The organism is Natrarchaeobius halalkaliphilus, from assembly GCF_003841485.1.
GTDB classification, from domain to species: domain Archaea; phylum Halobacteriota; class Halobacteria; order Halobacteriales; family Natrialbaceae; genus Natrarchaeobius; species Natrarchaeobius halalkaliphilus.
In genome coordinates this window covers 166,825-184,166 of the sequence record NZ_REFY01000001.1, presented here as the reverse complement: position 1 = coordinate 184,166, position 17,342 = coordinate 166,825, and the positions used below count along the sequence as shown (strand labels likewise).

Here is a 17,342-nt window from a genome sequence, read left to right as displayed (position 1 = left end):
TACTGTGGATACTGGACGCATCGCCGTCATTCGTTTTGACTCCGATGAGTGCGGACGACATCTGAAGTCAGTTCGCTGATAGAATCACTGTCTGTATCTGTAACCTCTTCATGTACCAACTCAATACCGGAATTAGCGTACTCTTGAGCGATGGTGAATATCTGTTTCCCATCCTGAAGCACATCTGTGGTCCCGGTCTCTTCGATGGCGATCGACTTGACTATCCACTCCTCGTCATCATCGAGCGATGTCATCCGGAGCATCCACTTTTTATTACCAGGGAGTGGTTCACGTTCACTATGCTGGCGTCCGTACCCGACGGTGAATAACCAGATGTCAACTAGTTCCTCTTCGTAAAATGGCGAGTTTGGGTTGTTCTCTAACTCTTTATACAGTGGGTGCTTCTCCGGATCTACACCAATTTCTCGGCTTGGATCTGTTTTCTCGAACTCCTGTTGCTGCTGAGTGTCGCTCATTGTGGGATCACCTGAGTGGTTTCGTCATTATACTGCAGTTCATACTCATTAGCGATATGACCGTCAAGCAGGGCAGCAACATCATCGGTGTACTCCTCGTCGGTCATCATCAAAGTCACCTGTCGACCTTCGAGGTACCCTGGCAGCTGTGCTGCAATACGTTTACGAGGTTTTGATGAGATACGGCCAAGCGGCGTGTCGATGACAATTGGAGCGCTAAAGCCACTAATTCGCGAGAGCGCAGACATAAACGCCAATGCTAAAATTTGACGTTCCCCGGCAGACAGAGAGGCGAGTTTCTTCTCCGCGGTAGGTCCCTGCACTTCAACCTCGTAATTTTCGGTGAGATGAATTTCATAGGATTCGTCCTTCCAGATGAGCTCGTTGAAGTACTCTTCAAGTCGATCTTCTGTTTCGCTCCGAACCTGGTCGAGGATGTTGGTTCGAATTGTCTTGACTTCCTCGCGCGCCTCTTCTACGAATTGTACCCGACGAAGGAGAATCTGGTGCTGGTCTTCCTTCTCCATCTCCGTCTCCCACTCGGCTTTCTTTTCTTTAACAGTATCCTGCTGATCTTCGATTTCCCTCTCGAGTTTCCCGATTTTATGGCTCAACTCCTCGATGCGCTTATTGACTTCCTCGCGTTGCTGTTCTAGAGCAGCTGCATCCTCTGCGTCGATTGTATCTTTCTGTTGGAGGAATGCCGAGATATCATCGATTTCTCCCTGTATCTCACCTCGTTTCTCCCGGAGCTCCTCAACCTGTGTACGTTCGTCTAAGAGGTCTTGTACTTGTGAGTCCACTTCGTCAAGGAGATCCGGTATTCGGATCTTCCCATCGATATTTTCATCTTCGATGTCTGCGACCTCTTTCTGGAGGTGTTGAAGGTTCTCCTTCCGTGTCTCGTTATCGAGATCCTCTCCGCAGATGCATTTTCCTCGTTCCAACAGCCGGTCGATGAACCAGTCCTGAATCTTGGGGGGGAGTTCTCCCTGCTGTTCGAGTTCCTCGAGCTTAGTGAGGCCGAATCGTAATGCATCTGCGTTGTATACAGTGATGCCTGCGGTTGCTAGAGCGCTTCCGGCCTTCTGTTTAGCATCATTCAAATCCTCTTGTGTGTCATCGAGTCGCTCCCGAAGTCGTTCTCGTTCGAGCTGCTTCTCGCGGACATCCTCCTGAGAGCTCTGTCGAAGGTCTTTGTCCAACTCGTCCCTTCTCTCTCTTGCCTCTTCCAATTCCGTTTTAGCAGTATCACGGTCCGATTTGAGGTCCTGAAGAGTCTCCTTTTCAGCCCTGTACACTGCCTCGGCCTCACCAACGTTTCCTTCGAACTCCGAAGATTGTTTCTCGAGCCGAGATTGGACCTGCTCAAGATGATCGAGAGACTCGTTTAGCAGTTCGATGTGAGAAACATCAAGGATTCCTTCTTTCACCCGTTCTGAGTACCCGTCCTCGAAGAATTCATCGAGTTGCTCACCGTCGAATAGGAAATATTCGTGAACGCCGGTCGGGAGAATCTGGTTCAATTGGGCGTTCGCGTTATCCATGTCATGCATGTCCTCTCCGATTCGCTGCTTGAGTTGGAGATCCCCGGTTGATCCGGAATAGCTACCATCGGGCTGTTTCGCAGTGGTGAACTCTCGCGTGAAAATATAATCCGGCTTTTCATCCCCGAGCTTCACACTTACGTATCCCGTTGCAGTATCTCCAGGATCCAAATCATCGAGACGTTTCAGATTGACGAGTGGATCAGCCTCAAGGACTGAGTCATCGATGTGTGTCTCATCGTCGTAGAAACAGAGAGTGATAGCGTTCAGAAGGTTCGACTTGCCGGCCCCGTTCTGCCCTTCGATGACGTTAACATTCTTGTCATCAGATACTTTCAGATCGAGTTTAAATTCTCCATTATATTGCCTGTAATCTCTCCCCTCGATAGATAGGAATTGGATTGTATCCATTACGAGTCAAAGTCGTCTAGCGACTGATTGTCGGCATGATTCTTGACTAACTCGTCGTACTTATCATTAAACTCCGCAAATTTATTGTCTAGATGCGAACGTTCATGCTGAACAATTGCTTCAATAAAGGACTGAAGAGAATCATCTTCTATACCATCTATTTCCTCTGTGATGAGTGAGCTCACCTCATCTTCTTGCATCGTTATAGCCATCAACACATCTATCCTTTATAATTTATACGCCCGACGAACCCGGTCAATGGTGTTCCAAGCCCCATGTTTGTTTATTGCATTCTCAGCGAATTCTTCGAAACGGTCGAGCTCCCGTTCCAGGATACTCTTCTCAACCGCGGGGATGTCATCGCCTGGAGTCATCGTGGGCACGACAAACATGTCAAAGATAACCGATTTGTCCTTGCCCTCGGCCTTCCGTAACACCCGTCCACGGCGTTGGATGAACTGTTTCGGGTTACCACTATTTGACATCAGGATGGCACGCTTGGTAGCAGGAACGTCGACGCCCTCATCAAGGCATTTCATTGCAACCAAGGCATCCCACTCTCTTTGCTCAAAGCCGTCTAATAGCCGATCTCGCTCTTCTTCATCTTCCTCATTAGTGAATTTATGCTGAATGATACCGTTCTCGGTAAGAATTGACTGAACTTCGGAGATTTGGCTGTCATTAGTATATACCAAGAGGTGGTGTGGATCATCCATCCGTTTCAACTGTTCGCGAAGGGCCCCGTACTTCCGTTCAGCACTCTTTACGATGTCCGCACGCTGTGATGCGACCTGGCTTACCGTCTCGTCATCGATCTCTTCGCTTGCAGCGACAGCAGCGACCTTCCGTGACTGCTTTTTGTATTCCTCGACCTCATCCTCGGTCATCTCTACGATGATGGGGTGGTACTCGTAGGGAGTCAGGTACTCCGGGATGGCGTCTGCAAGCGGATATTCAAAAATGATACCATCGAAATAGTTCAGGAGATATCGGCTTCCAGCCTCGTCATAATACCGTTCGGGGGTAGCGGAAAGACCGATTCGAGCATCGTAAGCTTCGATTAGCCCCAATCGCTGCTCATCGGAGCCTAGCCCATGAACCTCATCCCCGATGAACGCGATCGGTCCGGGAAGACGCTCGACCATCTCGCGAAAGTCATCGTTGTAAAGGGACTGGTGGGTAGTAATTACGATCTCATGGTCCTTTGTAGCCAATTCGATGTTGGTCGTGATCCTCGAGAGGTTCTGTTTCCAGTCCTTCGAGACGCTACCGAACAGCAGGTGGGGCTTCGGAAGATCAAAGATCTCCATCTCGTCTGCCCACTGGGAGGCAAGATGAGTAACAGGTACCGCAATAACAGTCAGTAGCGGCTTATCGACCGATTTCGCGTATTGCTCAAGTGCTGCCAGTGCAGTGAACGTCTTTCCGGTACCGGTCGCCATTTGGAACATCCCGCGGCAATCGTTCCCAAACCAAGCATCAACGGCTTCCTTCTGGTACTCTCGCAGTGAGAAATCTTCAGGGCCACTAGAGACTTGCTCTGGTTGCTCGTACGGCCGTGAACCATAGTCTCTGGTGTTTGCGATCTGCTCCTCGATACTTTCCGGAATTGAGTATGTTCGAACATGTTCATTCTCGTCATTCCAAAGCTGATCAAAGCGGTGTTCATGGCGGGAGACGGCAGTTGACTCCCTCTCGGAGATCCAGTCACAATCAACACGATACCCCTCGTAGTTGGTCATCGCATGCTTGCTGTCGTTCTGAGAACTCTGGAACCCAATCCGATTCCCTTCTCCGTCAATAAATACCCCGAACTTATCATGGAAATCTCCGCCCAGCGAAGGCTCGGGTACAGCGAGTTTGAGTTCGAGGAGCCCATCAGCAATCATCCAAGCGATAGCATTTCGTGTATCATTATCGAGTGCGGTCTCGAGTTCACTTATTGTCCCGCTCAGAGAGGACCGTAGCACACGATCTCGTTTCGCCTTATCACCGGTCTTAATGGCCTCCCAATCATTCTCGTCGAGAATCGGGCTCGTGATCCATTTAGCCGTCCCACCGTTCTCTGCGAGTTCGGTAATACCGCGGGCCGCTGACTGTAGCCAATTTGTCGTAAAGTAGCCAGCACCCCGCTTGTACTCTACCGATTCAGACAGGATAGGAACGTAGAAGTCCTGGATGAAATCCGTCGTAGACGAGTCGATGACGGGCTTGACGGATATTGCTCCGAACCCATCGCTTTGCTCGTCGGACATATACCACTAACCAGTCACGTGGTACAATAATGTTATCGGCCTACTGAATCGAATCGGGAAGAAGAACAATCCGAAACGGCTTATTCGTAACGGAGATCGTTGATGTCTTCACCGAGACAACGACTATTCGTTGCCAGCCGACTCCTTTGGCGTGGTGTTATACTGTGTTGATGGAGAGTGTAGCGTTGTTTCGAGAACTTCGAGGAGTATCGAATTGCGTTGCGCTAACTGAAATGCTTCTTCGACAAACCGGAGCAACCGAGACTTTGGGAGAGTCTGCATCTACTCAAACTACCGACTAGATATGTAAATCAATAAGGGTTTCAACAGACCAAAACTCTACTATGCGCAAAAAATCGTCCGAACACGTCTCAACCACTAATTGATTAACTGTCCACGGCACATCGGTTATCAGAGAAGGCACGACGACAGCGACCCGCGTCTAGCAGCTGGATGAACTCCGAACACGACTCGAGGGCCAATCACTACCCGAAAGCAGAAAATAAGGGGTACAAACGCTGTATCCCGAAAACCCGTTGGCTCAGAACCGTGCAGTTTCTGGATGGGCCCTGACGGATTCGAACCATCGACCACTCGGTATCTCACACAACCGCAGCAAGTACGGCCGCGTTATGAGCCGAGCGCTCTAACCAGACTGAGCTAAGGGCCCGTCGTCCGGAAAGTAACAGGGGCCGTAGTTAATCCTTACTCTCTGTCGCTGTTCCGGCGACGGGACTATGTGCCGGGCGGTCGAACGATTCGAGTAATGGCGGACCGTCGTCGACTCGAGCGATTCCTCCGGTCGAAGCTGCGGGAGGCGGGTGAGGAGTACGAGCAGTTGCGTGAATCGACGGACGGGCAGCTCGAAGAGGCTCGCGAAGCCTATCGAGTCGCAAAGAACGCACGGAGGTTACCGACGGACGATGCGGGAAGGGCGCGGATCGTCTGCCGGCGGTATGCTCAACAGCGGGCGGCGATGATCGACGAGCGCTATCGGCCGGCCTGTTACGAGGCGGACCATCCCGACTGTGAGGGGTGCGTCGAAGACGTTCGCGAGGGCCGGATCGAAACCTGGTGAGGGAAACCACCGATCACGGTCGGGACGGGTCCGTGTCACCGTCTTCGGGCCACAGCGCCCAGACGAGGACCGTACCGATCAACACGCCGCCGAGCAGCGTCGACTCGAGGACGGTGAGTTCGACGCTGACCCACGAGAGGACCGTCCGGAGTTCGACGAGGAGCGGGACGGTCAGGGCGACGACGACGAGGAGTGCCCCGTTTGAAATCCGCACTATCTGGCCACCCCCGTGAGTAGCGACTGGATCGGTTCAGTCGTTGACTCGAGCGTCGTCAGTGCGAGGGACTCGAGTGTGCGTGCAACCGTCGGGATCGACTCGATGCTGAGGGGAAGGGCGATCGTCTCGGGACCGAACAGCCCGCCACGTTGGATGATCGAGAGCAGCGGGAAGGTGTAGGCGAAGATGACGAGTACGACGGCGATCGCGGTCCACAGTTTGAGGTTGTCGAGGACGAGCGGTGCGTCTTCCGGCCCGGAAAGCGCTTCGGCGTAGCCGTTCGCGGGGAGGGTATCGCTTCGTCCGTTGAACGCGGTTCCGATCACGTTCGCGAAGAACAGGACGAGCGAGAGGGTGAGCAGGATGCCACCGAGTGCGATCTGGGCGTCGAGTTCTCCGACGGAGCCGACGGCTGCCTCGAACGTTACGCCCTCGTACTGCGGTTCGGCAGTTCGACGGGGGACGCCGAGCAGACCGGCCCGATGCATCGCGTTGGACATGAACGTCATGCCGACGAACCAGAGGACGACCTGGCCGAGTGCGACCGATCGATTCCACAGTTCCCTGCCGGTCACCTGCGGGAGGAACCAGTAGGTGACGGCCATGAACGTCAGCGCAACGGCGGTGCCGACGGTGAGGTGGAAGTGGCCGACGACCCAGAACGTGTTGTGGACGAGGTAGTTGATGTTCATGCCGGCGTTGATCATTCCGGAGAAGCCGGCGGCGGCGAACATCAGCCCCGCGAGCGCCATCCCGGTGAAGACGGGATCACGCCACGGGAGTGCCGTCAACCAGCCGAAGTAGCCCTCGCCGCCGCGTTGTCGAGCGCCGTGTTCCATGCTGGCGACGACGGTGAAGGCGGTCAACAGGCTAGGTAACAGGAGGAACATCGTGTTCGTCATCGCGATGAACTTGAAGCCCTCCGCGATGCCCGGATCGAGGTACTGGTGGTGGATTCCGGTCGGTACCGAGAGGATCAAAAAGAGGACGAAGACGACGCGAGCGAGCGGGTCGCTGAACAGTTTTCCACCCGAGAACTTCGGAAGCATGACGTACCACATCATGTACGCCGGCATGAGCCAGAAGTAGACGACGGGGTGACCGAAGAACCAGAACAGCGTTCTGGTAAGCAGGGGATTGACGGTCTCGATCAGGCCGAGCGACCACGGGAGCAAGAACAGTAAAATCGCAACGGCGACGCCGAGCGTGGCGATGTACCACATCAGCATCGTCGTCAACACCATGAACGTCGGAAGCGGAATCCGCTCGTCCGGGTTGTCCGCCTTCCAGGCCCACCACGAGCGGAACCAGTCGACGCCGGCGATCCAGGTGCCGACGACGAAGAGCACGAGCCCGAGGTAGAACAGCGGGTGGGCCTGCAGTGGTGCGTAGAACGTGAACAGCACCGACGCGCTCACGTCGGTCGCGTCGGTGAAGCCGGCCAGGATCGCGACGCCGGTCAGCGTGATCCCGATCGCCATCAGCGAGTACCAGCCCCAGCTAAACCGGATGTCTTCGAGGCCCCGATCGAGGCTGGTCGTTACCGCCCAGGTGAAGATCCCGACGAGGAAGAAGATCGTAAACGAGATCACGAGAAAGACGCCGTGAGCGGTGAGCACGGTGTAGTAGTCCACCGAGTCCATAAACCGATAGACATCGGTCCGGTGAAGTGTTTGAACGATGCCGAACACTCCACCGAGGGCAAGCGCGAGGAACGAACTGTAGAACGCGGCCCGGATGATCTTCGCTTCGGCGGGGAACTCGTCGATGTACGCGTTACTCATCGCTCTCACCTCCGTCGTCGGTACCGTCCTCATCACTTTCACCATCGTCGGCACCGTCCTCATCGCTCTCGCCGTCGGTCACGGTGATCGATCCCGACTCCTCGTGACCGTCGGCGGAAACCGTCCAACTGTGGTCGCCCTCTCCGAGCGTCGCTCCATCGACGGTGAACGTCGTTACGTGGGTTTCTTCGCCGCCGATCGTCACCTCTTCCGTTTGCATCTCCTCTCCGATCTCGAGCGAAACCGCGGTGTCCCTGTCCTCGAGCATGCGGTTTTCGACGCTGATCTCGAAGGCGGCTTCCTCGTCCGGTCCGATCTCGTCGGACGCGTCGACCGAGAGTTCGGTGAGATCGAACTCGTCTTCGGGGACGACGTGGAGTTGGCCCTCCATGTTGTGGTGGTCGGGACCGCAGTATTCGTTACAGACGATGCCGTATTCCTCCGGATCGTCGAACTCGACGGTCATCTCGGCTACCTCGCCGGGGATAACCATCGTGTTGATGTTGGTGCCGGCGACGCTGAAGCTGTGGATGACGTCCCTCGAGGTCACGTGAAAGGTCACCTCGCTGTTCGCTGGGACCTCGATCGGGTCGGGCTGGAACCGGAACGTCTGGGCGATCACGTAGGCCTCGTACTGGTTTTCACCGACGTGTTCGACGCGTGGCTCGGCAAAGCGATCGTCCTCACCGAGTTGGGTCGGCTCGACCGTCTCCTGTTGGTCCCCGACCATCGCGATTCCCAGTCCGACGGAGCCGTACGTGATCGTCGCGATGAAGCCGACGATCAACAGCATGGCGGCGATCAGCCAGAGCTTCTCATAGGTGTGAATATTCATCGATACACCACCCCGGCCATCACCGCCAGCGGAGTCGCTGTGACAGCTCCGGTTACGACCGTCGGATCGTTTCCGAGGAACTCGACGAAGTACATGAAAAACCACAGCACGACGAGGATCAGGAAGTACAGCCCGATCAGGGCGAGCGTCCCGACCGGATCGAACTCGTCGTGTCCGATCTCCCGCGTTTGCGCTGGCTCGTCGGTCACCTTGCTCATATGTCGACGTTAGAATAGTCGGCTCTTAACGGCTCTACGTATTCCCGAACGGTAGGAACCAGGGTTAGGTTTACCGTTACGTGTTCGGTAATTTCGGTATGGTACTCGAGGAGCTTTCCCCGCGGGCAGCGCTTCCGGTCGGGTTGTTGGCGCTGTTTCCGCTGATCTGGTACGCACTCGGGAGTTCGGTGATGGCCGGGATCGTCTCGACGATCAACGTCCTGTTGATCCTTGCCTGTCTCTACGTGGCGTTTTCGCCCGTTGGTGGTCATAGCGACGCCGCCGGCGCGTAACGCAGCTGGAACCAACGCCGGATGGGAAGCGATCACCGGTAACGAATCATAACAGACCGTATTAGACGCCGGCGATCGATCGTATGGACCGTTTCGTAACATCCCCACACACCGATTCGGACGAGGCTAGCGACAGCGGAGACGCCGCGTCCGGAACGAACGCGAGAACGGTTGAGTCCGACGACCGGTCCTGTACGCTCTGTGGATTGCGGACTCCGAGCGATCCGATCACCGAGGACGAGGTCGATGGAACCTTTTGTTGTCGCGGCTGTCTCGAGGTCGCGCGGACGCTCGCGACAACCGATGAGACCGGAAAGAGAGACGATCTCGACGAGACGACGATCCGCGAGCGCCTCGAGGGTTCCGACGCGGAATCCGGTCCGGGCTCCGATACGCCACCGGCCTCGAGCGAGGCGAACGGCCTCGAAGAGGCCTTTCTCACGGTCGAGGGAATGCACTGTTCGACCTGTGAAGTGTTCATAGAGAGCGTCGCGGAATCGACGGCGGGCGTTCAGACAGCGGAGGCGAGCTATGCCACCGAAACGGTTCGGGTGGTGTACGACGACGAGCGCCTCGAGCGGACGGAGCTTTCCGACCTCGTCTCGGGATACGGCTACAGCGCCCGCGACCGAGGAGTCGACGCGGACGACGGGTCCGGCGATCAGGCGCTCGTAACGTTCCTCATCGGCGGCGGACTGTTCGGGATGATGGTGATGGTGTGGTACGCCGTCTTTCTCTATCCGACGTACTTCGGCTACGAGCCCGTCGTCGACTTCGGTGGACTCGACGGCTACTACCTCGCCGTCAACATCTGGCTGATGACCTCGTTCGTCCTCTTTTACACCGGCTATCCGATCCTCCGGGGAGCCTACGTCAGCCTCCGGGCGGGGATGCCGAACATGGATCTGCTCGTCACGACCGCCGCCGTCGGCTCGTATGCCTACAGCACGCTCGCGATGGTCCTCGGTCGGGCGGATCTCTACTTCGACGTCACCGTCGCCGTTGTCCTCGTCGTCACCGCCGGAACGTACTACCAGGAGCGAATCAAGCGCCGCGTTGCGTCGCTGCTCTCGGATCTCACGGAACAGCAGGTCGACGAGGCGCGGCGGACGGACGGTGAGACGGTCCCGCTCGAGGCGGTCGAGCCCGGCGACAGACTTCTGATCCGAGCGGGGGAACGAGTCCCCCTCGACGGAACGGTTCTCGAGGGCGACGTCGCCGTCGACGAGTCGCTCGTGACCGGCGAATCGCTGCCGGTCGAGAAAGAGCCCGGCGATCCGGTCCGGGGAGGAACCGTCGTGACTGATGCGCCGGTCGTGATCGAGGTCGGTGAGGACGCCGAGAGTACGCTCGATCGACTCGTCTCCCTGTTGTGGTCGATCCAGAGCTCGCGTCCCGGCGTTCAGCGGTTCGCGGACAGGCTCGCGACCGTGTTCGTCCCGCTCGTGCTTGCGCTCGCGAGCGCTACGATCGTGCTGTTGCTCGCGAGCGGCTCGAGTCCGGAAACAGCGCTACTGGTCGGATTGACCGTAGTTATCGTCTCCTGTCCCTGTGCGCTCGGGCTCGCGACGCCGCTGGCCGTCGCTTCGGGGGTCCAGGCCGGTGCAACGCGGGGGATCGTCGTCTCCGCAGAGACGATCTTCGAAGAGGCTCCGGACGTCGACGTCGTCGTCCTCGACAAGACGGGCACGCTCACGATGGGTGAGATGGCCGTCGACAGCGTGTTCGTCGACGGGAGCGAAACTACGTCGGCCGATGACAGCCGGATGATCGACGAGGTCCTCACCCGCGCCGGGGCGGTCGAATCGCTTTCCGAGCACCCGATCGGCGTTGCGATCGCGGACGCGGCGGCGGATCGGTCTCGTCACGAAAACGGCGGCCCGATGGGCGTCGACGACTCACCGCCTGCTGACGCGACCGAGGTCGCTGACGTGACCGCCGACGTCGAGGCGTTCGAACGCGACCGGCGTGGCGTCAGCGCCGTCGTCGACGGTGAGCGCGTCGTCGTCGCCCATCCGGATCTGTGTCGCGAACGCGGGTTGTCTACGTCAGCCGACCTCGAGTCCCGGATCGACGACGCACGCGACGCGGGGGACGTCCCCGTCGCCGTGGGCTGGGGCGGCCGGGTTCGGGGCGTGGTCGTCGTCGGAGACGCACCCCGAGCCGACTGGCGGGAGGCTATCGCGGAACTCTCGGGCGGCCGAGAGATCGTCGTTCTCACTGGCGACGACGCTGGCGCGGTCGATCGCTTCCGGGACGTCGAGGGAATCGACGAGGTCTTCGCGGGGGTGCCGCCCGAGGCGAAAGCGGAGACGGTCCGCCGGCTTCGTACCCGCGGAACGGTGGCGATGGTCGGTGATGGCAGCAACGACGCACCGGCGCTCGCGGCTGCGGACGTCGGCATCGCGCTGGGAAGCGCAACGACCCTCGCGACCGATGCCGCGGACGCCGTGATCGTCGGAGACGATCTGTCGGCCGTCCTCGAGACGTTCGATCTCGCCGCCGGCACGCACCGTCGGATCCGCCAGAACCTCGCCTGGGCGTTCGTCTACAACGCGGTCGCGATTCCGCTCGCGATCACCGGACTGTTGAACCCGCTCTTTGCCGCCGTCGCGATGGCAACGAGCAGCCTTCTGGTGGTTCTGAACTCGGCGCGGTCGTTGTGAACGCGGTTTTCTCCCCGCGATCGGTGCGAAGCTCACTCCTCAGCAGTTGTGATCTCCCCCTCGAGTACTCCCCGTTCGCCGTTTTCGCAGACGTGGGGCCGTTTCGCCGGCTTCGTCGGCTGTCCAGCGGTGGATCCCATCGCAGAAGGGAAACGACGGGGAAAGTCCTCACCCGAATCGATCAAGCCCTGACTGTCGTCGTCGTTTCCCCTCCGGCTCTCGGCACCATCTCGTTCGACGGTCGCGTTCCGCCTCGAGATCGATCGCTGGATCGGGTGCAGGGTCGTAGCCCGGACAAGACGGGCCACACTCCGAATCGGAGTGCACCGCCCTTCCTGCCCAGGCACAGAAGGGGAGCGTCGAACCGCTCGCAGTCGTCGGGCTACAGCTGTCACACGCCGGAAAGTCGTACGTTCGCCAGCCCTTGCCGTACGACCGCTCTGCAAGCCGTCGACGGGCGCGGGCTTTCTCCTCGGCGGAGACGACGGCGATCTCGGTTCGGCCCGGCCGGTACGCGAGCGGCTCGATGCCGGAACCGTCGACCGACAGCGGCGTGGCCTCTCGGATCTCCTCGATCTCGAGTTCGCCCGGATCGTCGTCGCGGTGGACGCGCCAGACGCCGACCGAATCGGGGATCCGATGCAGGTGGGCGCGCGTCACGTAACTCTCGGTTGCGAGGACGATCTCGTCGACCAGCGCGAGGCTCGCATCGGTTCGAAGCTGGGCCTCGAGATCGCCGGGTCGACCGAGGTCCGGTTTGTTCTCGATGCCGACGATGCGGTCGTACCAGTCCGGATAGCGAGCGACTTGCCGGACGTACTCGCGACCGTTTCTGCGTTCGGATTCGAAAAAGCCGATCTCGCAGGCACGTTCCATCGCTCGTCGAGCCTGGTCGGGATGGCACGAGAAGGCGTCTTTCCAGTAGCGCGCTCGACCGGTACCCACGGCCGACTCGATCGCGGCGTCCGGGATCGTCTCGTTCGTTATGGCCGTCCGTTCGGAGAACTCCGGACCGGAATCGACGCAGACCACGTCGAGAATCCGACCGCCGGGGTCGGCAACGCTTGCGCCGAGCTGACGGGACAGGATTCCCTCGACGCGGCTCTCGAGATGGGCACACAACTCGAGTTCGAACGCGAACTCGGACACTACATCCGAGTTCGAGACGGGAACGGTATAAGCCTGTGGCGACCCGGCCGGACGGCGTTTCGAGTGGATCACGGACCGCTTCCAGAATCGAACTGATTCGACGCGCTGAAAGACCGCACGCGGGAACGGTTTCGCGCGCCTCAAGCGCGTTCAGAACAGTAGGTTTATCAAGCGCACGGCGGAACCTCTATCTAAGATTACTCACCGTCTTATGGCAGGAAATCGACAACCGGAGGTGAACATCGGGCTCGTCGGTCACGTCGACCACGGCAAGACGACGCTGGTGCAAGCTCTCAGCGGCTCGTGGACAGACCAGCACTCAGAGGAGATGAAGCGCGGCATCTCCATCCGTCTCGGCTACGCCGACGCGACGTTCCGTCACTGTCCAGACGTGGACGAGCCGGAGTGTTACACTGTTGAACAGGAGTGTCCGGACGGCTCCGATAGCGAGCCGCTTCGGACCGTGTCGTTCGTCGACGCCCCGGGACACGAAACTCTGATGGCGACGATGCTTTCGGGGGCGTCGCTGATGGACGGCGCAGTGCTGGTGATCAGCGCCAGCGAGCCCGTCCCACAGCCCCAGACCGAAGAACACCTGATGGCGCTCGACATCATCGGGATCGATAACATCGTCATCGCCCAGAACAAGGTCGATCTCGTCAGCGGCGATCAGGCCCGACAGAACTACGAAGAGATACAGGAGTTCGTCGAGGGAACCGTCGCGGAAGACGCACCCGTCGTTCCGATCTCGGCGGGTCAAGAGGTCAACGTCGACCTCCTGATCCAGGCGATCGAAGACGAGATTCCGACGCCGGAGCGCGATCCCGACGACGATCCACGAATGCACGTTGCGCGCAGTTTCGACATCAACAAACCCGGAACGACCCACGAGAACCTCACCGGCGGTGTTCTCGGCGGCAGTCTCGTCCACGGCGAACTCGAGGTCGACGACGAACTCGAGATCCGTCCCGGCCGCGAGGTCGAAGAGGGCGGGCGCTCGGAGTACGTACCGATCGAGACGACGATCCGCTCGCTCCAGGCCGGCGGCGAGAGCGCCGATACCGTCACGCCGGGCGGGTTGCTCGGCGTCGGCACCGGCCTCGATCCGTCGCTGACGAAAGGTGACGCGCTGGCCGGTCGAATCGCCGGACCGCCGGGATCGCTCCCGCCGACCTGGGACCAGTTCACGATGGGCGTCGACCTGCTCGAACGCGTCGTCGGCGTCGACGGCGGCGAGATGGTCGACGAGATCAGCACCGGCGAACCCCTGATGATGACCGTGGGCACCGCGACGACCGTCGGCGCGGTAACGAGCGCTCGGGACGGCGAGTGTGAGGTCGATCTCAAGCGCCCCGTCTCGGCCGAACCGGGCGCAAAGATCGCGATCAATCGCCGAATCGGTGCGCGGTGGCGGCTGATCGGCCTGGGAACGTTGCAAAGGTAGCCGGGATTGGGAGTGGAGAGCATGACCACGCGGATCGTCCTCGATACGAGCGCGCTGATGATGCCCGTCGAACTCGATGTCAGATTGTTCGACGAACTCGATCGGCTGTTGGGTTCCTACGAGTTGCTGGCGCCACAGTCGGTCGTCGAGGAACTCAGGCGACTCTCCGAGAAAGGAGGGGCAGAAGGAACGGCCGCAACCGTCGGCCACGATCTGGCGACCGAGCGCTGTCTCGTCGTCGATACGGAGGCATCGTACGCAGATGACGCCCTGGTCGAACTCGCCCGCGAAGGCGGTGTCGACTACGTCGTCACGAACGACCGCCCGCTTCGCGACCGGATACTCGAGACGAGTGTACCGGTAATTGCATTACGCGGGAGAAACAAGCTAGCGATCACTCGACCATAGATGTACAAACGGGTCAGACTAACGGATACGGTTGAAGTACCGCCCGAGGAGCTCGGTGACGTCTCGCCGGCACTCGTAAAGCGACTGCTACAGGACAAACTCGAAGGACGCATGGACGAAGAGGTCGGAAGCGTCGTCTCCGTCACCCACGTTCGAGACATCGGTAAGGGGACCGTGCTGCCGAACCGACCGGGCGTCTACTACGAGGCTGATTTCGACGCCGTCACGTTCGATCCACAGATGCAAGAAGTCGTCGACGGCACCGTCGTCGAGGTCGTCGAATTCGGTGCCTTCGTCGGCATCGGCCCCGTCGACGGATTACTTCACGTCTCTCAGATCAGCGACGAGTACCTCGCGTACGACCGCGAGAATCAGCAACTGGCATCGAACGAGTCCAATCGAACGCTCGGCGTCGACGACGCCGTCCGGGCCCGGATCGTCACGAAGAGTATCGACGAGCGCAACCCGCGCGACTCGAAAATCGGGCTCACGGCCAAACAGCCCGGTCTCGGCAAGCACGGCTGGCTCACGGAAGACCACGAGAAACAGGAAGCGACGGCGGGTGAGTAACGATGGTCTCCGATCGCCTCGTCTGTCGAGAGTGCCACCGGGTCAACGATCCGGACAACGAAACCTGTGACGCCTGTAACTCATCGTCACTGACCGAGGACTGGGCCGGCTACGTGGTTATCGCCCATCCCGAACAGAGTCAGATCGCCACGGAGATGCAGGTCACCGAGCCCGGCGCGTACGCCCTCAAAGTTCGATAGCCGTGCCTCGAGACGAGCACGGATCGGACGGTTCGAGAGCCGACGATACCGAACCCGGTGACGAAAATCGGCTGCTCCGCCTTCCCGACGAACTCCGCGGGGAGCTCAAAGAACCGATGGGACCCATCGAGACCGACGCGGATCGACTTCTCGAGACCGTCGACGGCCCGCTGATCGCCGTCGGTGACGTGGTCACCTACCACTTCCTGCAAGCGGGCCGTCCACCGGACGTCGCACTCGTCGACGAACAGACGAAACGCGAGGCCGTCGACGACGAGATCCGCAAGACGGTGACGGCGGAGACCCACCTCGAGGCGGAGAATCCGCCCGCAACGATCACCGAAGACGTCGTCCGCACGCTACTCGAGGGACTTCGATCCGAGGGATCGACAACGATCCTCGTCGACGGCGAAGAGGACCTCGTCGTGTTGCCGGCGATCGTCGCCGCACCCGAGCGAGCGAGCGTCGTCTACGGACAGCCCGACGAGGGGATGGTCCACGTCACGGTCACCGACGACGAGCGCGCGACGGTCCGTGAGTTACTCGAGCGCTTCGACGGCGACGCCGGCCGATTTCTGGACCTGCTCGAAGATGAGTCGATCTGAGTGGTCGATGGCACGATCCGCACCGATCGTTCACTAGACTATTTACCGAACGACGTGAACGTGACGGACATGTACGACTTCGTCGTCGTGGGAGTCGGGCCGGCCGGGGCACGGTTCGCGCGACGGGCCGCCGAAAAGGGATTCGACGTCCTCGCACTCGAGAAAGGTGAGATCGGGGCGCCGCTTGCCTGTTCGGGACACGTCAGCACCGATATCTGGCAGTTCATCGGTCGCGGGGCACGCGATGAGTTGTTCCAGAACGAGATCTACGGCGCGCGCTTTCACGTCGGCGGTCCCCACAGCGAGTCCTATCCGTTTTACAAGCGAGAAGTAGCTTCGAACGTCATCGACCGCGTGGGTCTGGATCGACATCTCGCAGCCCTCGCAGACGATGCGGGTGCGGACGTTCGCGAGCGTCACACCGTCACGGCAGTCCGTGAGTACCGCGACCGCGTCGAGGTCGACGTGAGCACGCCGGAGGGCACCGAGCGGTTCGAGACGAAGATGCTCGCGGGTTGTGATGGGCCGCGATCGCGGGTACGCGAGGAACTCGAGTTACCCCAGCCCGACGAGCTGTTACACGGGGTGCTGGCGTTTTCCGACGAGGACGACCACGAAGACTTCGTCGACGTCCACCTCACTGCACCGACGTTCTTCGCCTGGCGAATCCCTCGTGGCGAGGCGGGCGTCGAGTACGGACTCGCAGCCCCCCCGGGAGTTCAGGTGAGAAGGCATTTCGAGGAACTGATCGACGGCTACGAGATCGACGTCTCCCACCGGTGTTCGGGGGCGATTCCGATCGGGCCTGCGGACCGGGTGACGGCCAGGCGAACGTTTCTGATCGGGGATGCGGCGGCACAGACCAAACCCTTCACCGGCGGAGGGATTCTCTACGGTATGAGCTGTGCCGACCACGCCGCCCGCGAGATCGATCCCGACCGACCGTCGACGCTCCCAGCGTACGAACGAGCCTGGCGCGATGACTTAGCGCGCGAGATGGCGCTGGGACGACTGCTGCGACGAGCCTACTCGTTTCCGGAACCGATCCAGCACGTCGGTCTCGGAACGCTTTCGGGCGAGATCGGCGTCCACATGGATCGGCCGACCTCGCTCGCCTCGCCCGCCCACCTGAAAGCGATGCTCTCGCGGCTTCGTCCGTAACTCGAGTGGCGTCGGGCCACGCTCG

At 59.5% G+C, this 17,342-nt stretch carries 18 protein-coding genes, 1 tRNA gene and 1 pseudogene; 9 read left to right on the top strand and 11 right to left on the bottom strand.

What is annotated here, in order from left to right; all coding sequences use genetic code 11:
* Window positions 1-26: 26 nt before the first annotated feature.
* The 6 genes and pseudogenes from EA462_RS00900 to EA462_RS00875 form a co-directional block, all read right to left on the bottom strand.
* Complete coding sequence (locus EA462_RS00900) at window positions 27-476, bottom strand: hypothetical protein (RefSeq protein ID WP_124176695.1); 450 nt, start codon at window positions 474-476, stop codon at window positions 27-29.
* Window positions 473-2,434 (bottom strand): AAA family ATPase, encoded by a 1,962-nt coding sequence (locus EA462_RS00895; protein ID WP_124176694.1) that lies wholly within the window; start codon window positions 2,432-2,434, stop codon window positions 473-475. The genes EA462_RS00900 and EA462_RS00895 overlap by 4 nt, the downstream gene beginning before the upstream one ends.
* Window positions 2,434-2,634 (bottom strand): hypothetical protein, encoded by a 201-nt coding sequence (locus EA462_RS00890; RefSeq protein WP_124176693.1) that lies wholly within the window; start codon window positions 2,632-2,634, stop codon window positions 2,434-2,436. Before EA462_RS00890 ends, EA462_RS00895 begins: the two co-directional genes overlap by 1 nt.
* Before the next feature lie 27 nt (window positions 2,635-2,661).
* Window positions 2,662-4,689: a DEAD/DEAH box helicase family protein gene (locus EA462_RS00885; RefSeq protein ID WP_124176692.1), complete on the bottom strand. Its 2,028-nt coding sequence runs from the start codon at window positions 4,687-4,689 to the stop codon at window positions 2,662-2,664.
* Between the two features lie 160 nt (window positions 4,690-4,849).
* Window positions 4,850-4,971, bottom strand: a pseudogene (locus EA462_RS00880) (IS5/IS1182 family transposase); the annotation flags it as partial.
* Between the two features lie 281 nt (window positions 4,972-5,252).
* A tRNA-Ile gene (locus EA462_RS00875) sits at window positions 5,253-5,359 on the bottom strand.
* 96 nt (window positions 5,360-5,455) lie between these two features.
* On the opposite strand from EA462_RS00875, the gene EA462_RS00870 reads away from it, so the two are divergent.
* Window positions 5,456-5,767 (top strand): DUF7091 family protein, encoded by a 312-nt coding sequence (locus EA462_RS00870; protein WP_124176691.1) that lies wholly within the window; start codon window positions 5,456-5,458, stop codon window positions 5,765-5,767.
* A 13-nt stretch (window positions 5,768-5,780) separates the two neighbouring features.
* On the opposite strand, the gene EA462_RS00865 is transcribed toward EA462_RS00870, so the two are convergent.
* From EA462_RS00865 to EA462_RS00850, 4 genes are read right to left on the bottom strand one after another with little or no spacing between them, the layout of a single operon-like run.
* Complete coding sequence (locus EA462_RS00865) at window positions 5,781-5,981, bottom strand: CbaC protein (protein WP_124176690.1); 201 nt, start codon at window positions 5,979-5,981, stop codon at window positions 5,781-5,783.
* A complete protein-coding gene (locus tag EA462_RS00860; protein ID WP_124176689.1) occupies window positions 5,981-7,768 on the bottom strand; it encodes a b(o/a)3-type cytochrome-c oxidase subunit 1 in 1,788 nt (595 codons plus the stop codon). Before EA462_RS00860 ends, EA462_RS00865 begins: the two co-directional genes overlap by 1 nt.
* Window positions 7,761-8,603 (bottom strand): cytochrome c oxidase subunit II, encoded by an 843-nt coding sequence (locus EA462_RS00855; protein WP_124176688.1) that lies wholly within the window; start codon window positions 8,601-8,603, stop codon window positions 7,761-7,763. The genes EA462_RS00860 and EA462_RS00855 overlap by 8 nt, the downstream gene beginning before the upstream one ends.
* Complete coding sequence (locus tag EA462_RS00850; RefSeq protein ID WP_124176687.1) at window positions 8,600-8,821, bottom strand: hypothetical protein; 222 nt, start codon at window positions 8,819-8,821, stop codon at window positions 8,600-8,602. The genes EA462_RS00855 and EA462_RS00850 overlap by 4 nt, the downstream gene beginning before the upstream one ends.
* Before the next feature lie 98 nt (window positions 8,822-8,919).
* Here EA462_RS00850 and EA462_RS00845 point away from each other — a divergent pair, with 98 nt between their 5' ends.
* Both EA462_RS00845 and EA462_RS00840 read left to right on the top strand, forming a co-directional pair.
* On the top strand, window positions 8,920-9,114 hold the full coding sequence (locus tag EA462_RS00845) for a cytochrome-ba3 oxidase subunit (RefSeq protein WP_124176686.1): 195 nt from the start codon (window positions 8,920-8,922) through the stop codon (window positions 9,112-9,114).
* 83 nt (window positions 9,115-9,197) lie between these two features.
* Window positions 9,198-11,780 (top strand): heavy metal translocating P-type ATPase, encoded by a 2,583-nt coding sequence (locus EA462_RS00840; RefSeq protein WP_124176685.1) that lies wholly within the window; start codon window positions 9,198-9,200, stop codon window positions 11,778-11,780.
* A gap of 168 nt (window positions 11,781-11,948) precedes the next feature.
* Here EA462_RS00840 and EA462_RS00835 read toward each other — a convergent pair whose 3' ends face one another.
* Window positions 11,949-12,929, bottom strand: a complete 981-nt coding sequence (locus EA462_RS00835; RefSeq protein WP_124176684.1) for a DUF5787 family protein — start codon at window positions 12,927-12,929, stop codon at window positions 11,949-11,951.
* 211 nt (window positions 12,930-13,140) lie between these two features.
* Here EA462_RS00835 and EA462_RS00830 point away from each other — a divergent pair, with 211 nt between their 5' ends.
* The 6 genes from EA462_RS00830 to EA462_RS00805 all read left to right on the top strand — a co-directional run bounded on the left by EA462_RS00830 (window position 13,141) and on the right by EA462_RS00805 (window position 17,317).
* Window positions 13,141-14,373 (top strand): translation initiation factor IF-2 subunit gamma, encoded by a 1,233-nt coding sequence (locus EA462_RS00830; RefSeq protein ID WP_124176683.1) that lies wholly within the window; start codon window positions 13,141-13,143, stop codon window positions 14,371-14,373.
* A 21-nt stretch (window positions 14,374-14,394) separates the two neighbouring features.
* Window positions 14,395-14,781: a PIN domain-containing protein gene (locus EA462_RS00825; protein WP_124176682.1), complete on the top strand. Its 387-nt coding sequence runs from the start codon at window positions 14,395-14,397 to the stop codon at window positions 14,779-14,781.
* Entirely contained in the window at window positions 14,782-15,351 is a 570-nt protein-coding gene (locus EA462_RS00820; RefSeq protein ID WP_124176681.1) for a DNA-directed RNA polymerase, read from the top strand.
* A 2-nt stretch (window positions 15,352-15,353) separates the two neighbouring features.
* Window positions 15,354-15,551, top strand: coding sequence for a transcription elongation factor subunit Spt4 (gene spt4, locus EA462_RS00815; protein WP_124176680.1), 198 nt, complete (start codon window positions 15,354-15,356; stop codon window positions 15,549-15,551).
* A gap of 2 nt (window positions 15,552-15,553) precedes the next feature.
* Window positions 15,554-16,156, top strand: a complete 603-nt coding sequence (locus tag EA462_RS00810; protein WP_124176679.1) for a GTP-dependent dephospho-CoA kinase family protein — start codon at window positions 15,554-15,556, stop codon at window positions 16,154-16,156.
* A gap of 69 nt (window positions 16,157-16,225) precedes the next feature.
* Window positions 16,226-17,317 (top strand): geranylgeranyl reductase family protein, encoded by a 1,092-nt coding sequence (locus tag EA462_RS00805; RefSeq protein WP_124176678.1) that lies wholly within the window; start codon window positions 16,226-16,228, stop codon window positions 17,315-17,317.
* Window positions 17,318-17,342 lie beyond the last annotated feature (25 nt).